The organism is Sphaerotilus sp. (assembly GCF_041083715.1).
GTDB lineage: Bacteria > Pseudomonadota > Gammaproteobacteria > Burkholderiales > Burkholderiaceae_C > Sphaerotilus.
Genome location: NZ_JBFPGY010000006.1, coordinates 1 through 4,469 on the forward strand (window position 1 = coordinate 1; position 4,469 = coordinate 4,469).

Genomic DNA, 4,469 nt, shown 5'->3' on the forward strand with positions numbered 1-4,469 from the left:
GGCGCCGTCGCCACGCTGGCGGCGGACTTCGACGAGAACGCCGGCCTGCGCCCCGGCTACAAGCTCAAGCTCAACAGCTACGACCTGGGCGTGGACATCGAGCTGAACGACGCGATCAACCGCGTCCGCTTCGAACACCCGGAAGTGCGCACCGTCGTCGTGACCAGCGCGAAGGAGAAGGTGTTCTGCTCGGGCGCCAACATCTTCATGCTGGGCGTGTCGAGCCACGGCTGGAAGGTCAATTTCTGCAAGTTCACCAACGAGACGCGCAACGGATTGGAAGATTCCTCGACGCACTCGGGCCTGAAGTTCCTGGCCGCCGTGAACGGCGCCTGTGCCGGTGGTGGCTACGAGCTGGCGCTGGCCTGCGACGAGATCCTCCTGGTCGATGACCGTTCGTCCGCCGTGTCGCTGCCGGAAGTCCCGCTGCTGGGCGTGCTGCCGGGCACGGGCGGCCTGACCCGCGTGACCGACAAGCGCAAGGTGCGCCACGACCTCGCCGACCTGTTCTGCACCAGCGTCGAAGGCGTGCGCGGCAAGAAGGCCAAGGACTGGCGCCTCGTGGACGACATCGTGAAGCCGGCGCAGTTCGCTGCCAAGGTGCAGGAACGCGCCCTGCAGCTCGCCGCGCAGAGCGACCGCCCCGCCGATGGCCAGGGCGTCACGCTGACGCAGGTCGAGCGCACGGTCGAAGCCGATGCGCTGCGCTACGCCCACGTCACCGTCGAGATCGACCGCGCCAAGCGCACGGCGACCTGGACCGTCAAGGCACCGACCGGCGTGCAGCCGACCGACATCGCCGGCATCGAAGCCGCGGGCGCCGCCTGGTATCCGCTGGCGATGGCCCGCGAACTGGAAGACGCGATCCTGTCGATGCGCACCAACGAGCTGGAGATCGGCACCTGGCTGGTCAAGACCTCGGGCGATGCCGCCGACGTGCTGGCGATGGACGCCACGCTCGCCGCGCACCAGCACCACTGGCTGGTGCGCGAGACGATCGGCCTGCTGCGCCGCACGTTCAGCCGCTTCGATGTCTCGTCGCGCAGCCTGTTCGCGCTGATCGAGCCGGGTTCGTGCTTCGCCGGCACCTTCCTCGAACTGGCGCTGGCCTGCGACCGCAGCTACCACCTCGCGCTGCCGGACGACGAGGCCGCCGCGCCGAAGCTCACCGTCGGCGAAGCCAACTTCGGCCGCTACCCGATGGTCACCGGCCAGAGCCGCATGGCGCGCCGCTTCTACGACGAACAGCCGGCGATGGACGCCGTGCGCGCCGCGACGGGTCAGCCGCTGGACGCCGACGCGGCCTTCGCGCTGGGCCTGGTCACGTCGAACCCGGACGACATCGACTGGGCCGACGAAGTGCGCATCGCCATCGAAGAGCGTGTGTCGATGTCCCCCGACGCGCTGACCGGCCTGGAAGCCAACCTGCGCTTCAACGGCCCCGAGAACATGTTCACGCGCGTCTTCGGCCGCCTGACCGCGTGGCAGAACTGGATCTTCCAGCGTCCCAACGCCGTCGGCGAAAAGGGCGCGCTGAAGGTCTATGGCAAGGGCGACAAGGCCGCGTTCGACTGGAACCGGGTCTGATCCGAATCGTTAAGGAGCACACACATGAGCAGCATCGACTACAGCGAAAAGATCCCCAACAACGTCAACCTCGGCGAAGACCGCACCCTCAAGCGCGCGCTGGAGCAGTGGCAGCCCAATTTCCTGAGCTGGTGGGACGACATGGGTCCGGACGGCTCGCAGAACTTCGACGTCTACCTGCGCACCGCCGTCAGCGTCGATCCGCAGGGCTGGGCGCAGTTCGGCCATGTCAAGATGCCCGACTACCGCTGGGGCATCTTCCTGAATCCGGCCGAGGCCGAACGCAAGATCCACTTCGGTGACCACAAGGGCGAAGCCGCCTGGCAGGACGTGCCTGGCGAATACCGCGCCAACCTGCGCCGCATCATCGTCACGCAGGGCGACACCGAGCCCGCGTCGGTCGAGCAGCAGCGCCACCTGGGCCTGACCTGCCCGAGCCAGTACGACCTGCGCAACCTGTTCCAGGTGAACGTCGAGGAAGGCCGCCACCTGTGGGCCATGGTCTACCTGCTGCACAAGTACTTCGGCCGTGACGGCCGCGAGGAAGGCGAAGCGCTGCTGGCGCGCCGCTCGGGCCAGGAAGACAACCCGCGCATCCTGCAGGCGTTCAACGAGGAGACGCCGGACTGGCTGTCCTTCTTCATGTTCACCTACTTCACCGACCGCGACGGCAAGTTCCAGCTCTGCGCGCTGGCCGAGTCGAGCTTCGACCCGCTGGCCCGCACGACCAAGTTCATGCTGACCGAGGAAGCGCACCACATGTTCGTGGGCGAGTCGGGCATCAGCCGTGTCATCAACCGCACCTGCCAGGTCATGAACCAGCTCAAGACCGACGACCCGGCGCAGCTGCGCGCGGCCGGCGTGATCGACCTGCCGACGCTGCAGCGCTACCTGAACTTCCACTTCTCGGTGACGATCGACCTGTTCGGCGCCGACGAGTCGTCCAACGCCGCGACCTTCTACTCGACCGGTCTGAAGGGCCGCTACGAGGAAGGCAAGCGCATGGACGACCACCAGCTCCGCGGCCAGACCTACCGCGTGCTGAACGTGCAGGGCGGCCAGCTCGCCGAGAAGGAAGTCCCGATGCTCAACGCGCTCAACGAGGTGCTGCGCGACGATTACATCAAGGATTCGGTCGGCGGCGTCGAGCGCTGGAACAAGGTGATCGAGAAGGCCGGCATCCCGTTCAAGCTCAAGGTGCCGCACAAGGCGTTCCACCGCAACATCGGCGCGCTGTCGGGCGTGAAGGTGTCGCCGGACGGTCGCGTGGTGAGCGACGCCGAGTGGAAGGCCAACGTGGACCACTGGCTGCCTTCGGGCGCCGACCGCGCTTTCGTTCGCAGCCTGATGGGCCGTGTCGTCGAGCCGGGCAAGTTCGCCAACTGGATCGCGCCGCCGGTCATGGGCATCAACCGCCAGCCGGTGGACTTCGAGTACGTGCGCTTCAACTGATTGCCGCATACTGGAAACGCGACCGCTGACAGGGGCCCGAGGGCCCCTTCTTCACGACTTGGAGACCCTCCCATGGACATGGCCGACACGGCAGTCATCCGCCAGCACCTGATCGATCCCGAGATCTGCATCCGCTGCAACACCTGCGAGGCAATCTGCCCGGTGGGTGCGATCACGCACGATGACCGCAACTACGTGGTCGATGCGGGCAAATGCAACCTGTGCATGGACTGCATCTCGCCGTGTCCGACGGGCTCGATCGACAACTGGCGGGTGATGCCGCGGGTGCTGGCCTACACGCCCGCGGTGCAGCTCGAATGGGACGAACTCCCCGCCGAGCTGACGCCCGAGCAGCTGGCCGAAGCGGGCGTGGCCGACGGCGCGGCGCCCGACATCGAACCCGCGCCCGTGTCGCTGCCGGCCGCAGCCGATGGTGCGACCGTGTTCAACAGCGCGCAGTACGGCGCCACGCTGCCGCCGTGGTCCGCTGCCCACGCCTACACCAACCTCTACGGGCCGAAGGCGGCCGAGAAGACGGTGACCGCCACCGTGACCGGCAACGTGCGCGTCACCGAGGTCGGCCAGCACGCCGGCAGCGACTACGACACGCACCACATCGTGCTCGACTTCGGCGCGATGCCCTTCCCGGTGCTGGAAGGCCAGTCGATCGGCATCGTCCCGCCCGGCGTCGAGGCGAACGGCAAGCCGCACCATGCCCGCCAGTACTCGATCGCCAGCCCGCGCAACGGCGAGCGCCCCGGCTACAACAACGTCTCGCTCACCATCAAGCGCGTGCTGGAGGACCACCAGGGCCGGCCGGTGCGCGGCGTGGGCAGCAACTACATGTGCGACCTGCAGGTGGGTGACAAGGTGCAGGTGATCGGCCCCTTCGGCACCAGCTTCCTGATGCCGAACCACCCGAAGTCGCACCTCGTGATGATCTGCACCGGCACGGGCTCGGCGCCGATGCGCGCGATGACCGAGTGGCGGCGCCGGCTGCGTGCGAGCGGCAAGTTCGAGGGTGGCAAGCTGATGCTGTTCTTCGGCGCCCGCACGAAGGAGGAACTGCCGTACTTCGGCCCGTTGCAGACGCTGCCCAAGGACTTCATCGACATCAGCTTCGCCTTCTCGCGGGAAGCGGGCAAGCCGAAGCGGTATGTGCAGGACGCGCTGCGCGAGCGCGCCGCCGACCTGGCGCCGCTGCTCGCCGACCCGAATGCGTACTTCTACGTCTGCGGGCTGAAGGCGATGGAAGAAGGCGTCGTGCTGGCGCTGCGCGATCTGGCGACCCAGGCCGGGATGCACTGGGACACGGTCGGTGCGGCGCTCAAGGCGCAGGGGCGCTTGCACCTGGAAACCTACTGATCCGCCGATCCGCTGGAGATGCGGCAAATCCCGTATTGATTGGCCGACCGGTCGGTCGACAATGC

The 4,469-nt window shown here is 67.4% G+C and carries 3 protein-coding genes; all 3 read left to right on the plus strand.

Features of this window, described 5'->3' with window-relative positions; translation table 11 throughout:
* Positions 1-1,587: 2,3-epoxybenzoyl-CoA dihydrolase (boxC, locus tag AB3X43_RS00190; RefSeq protein WP_369427883.1), on the plus strand; the 1,587-nt coding region annotated here is incomplete at its 5' end.
* Between the two features lie 24 nt (positions 1,588-1,611).
* A complete protein-coding gene (gene boxB, locus AB3X43_RS00195) occupies positions 1,612-3,039 on the plus strand; it encodes a benzoyl-CoA 2,3-epoxidase subunit BoxB (protein WP_369427884.1) in 1,428 nt (475 codons plus the stop codon).
* A 72-nt stretch (positions 3,040-3,111) separates the two neighbouring features.
* Positions 3,112-4,404, plus strand: a complete 1,293-nt coding sequence (boxA, locus tag AB3X43_RS00200; protein ID WP_369427885.1) for a benzoyl-CoA 2,3-epoxidase subunit BoxA — start codon at positions 3,112-3,114, stop codon at positions 4,402-4,404.
* Positions 4,405-4,469: the final 65 nt, after the last annotated feature.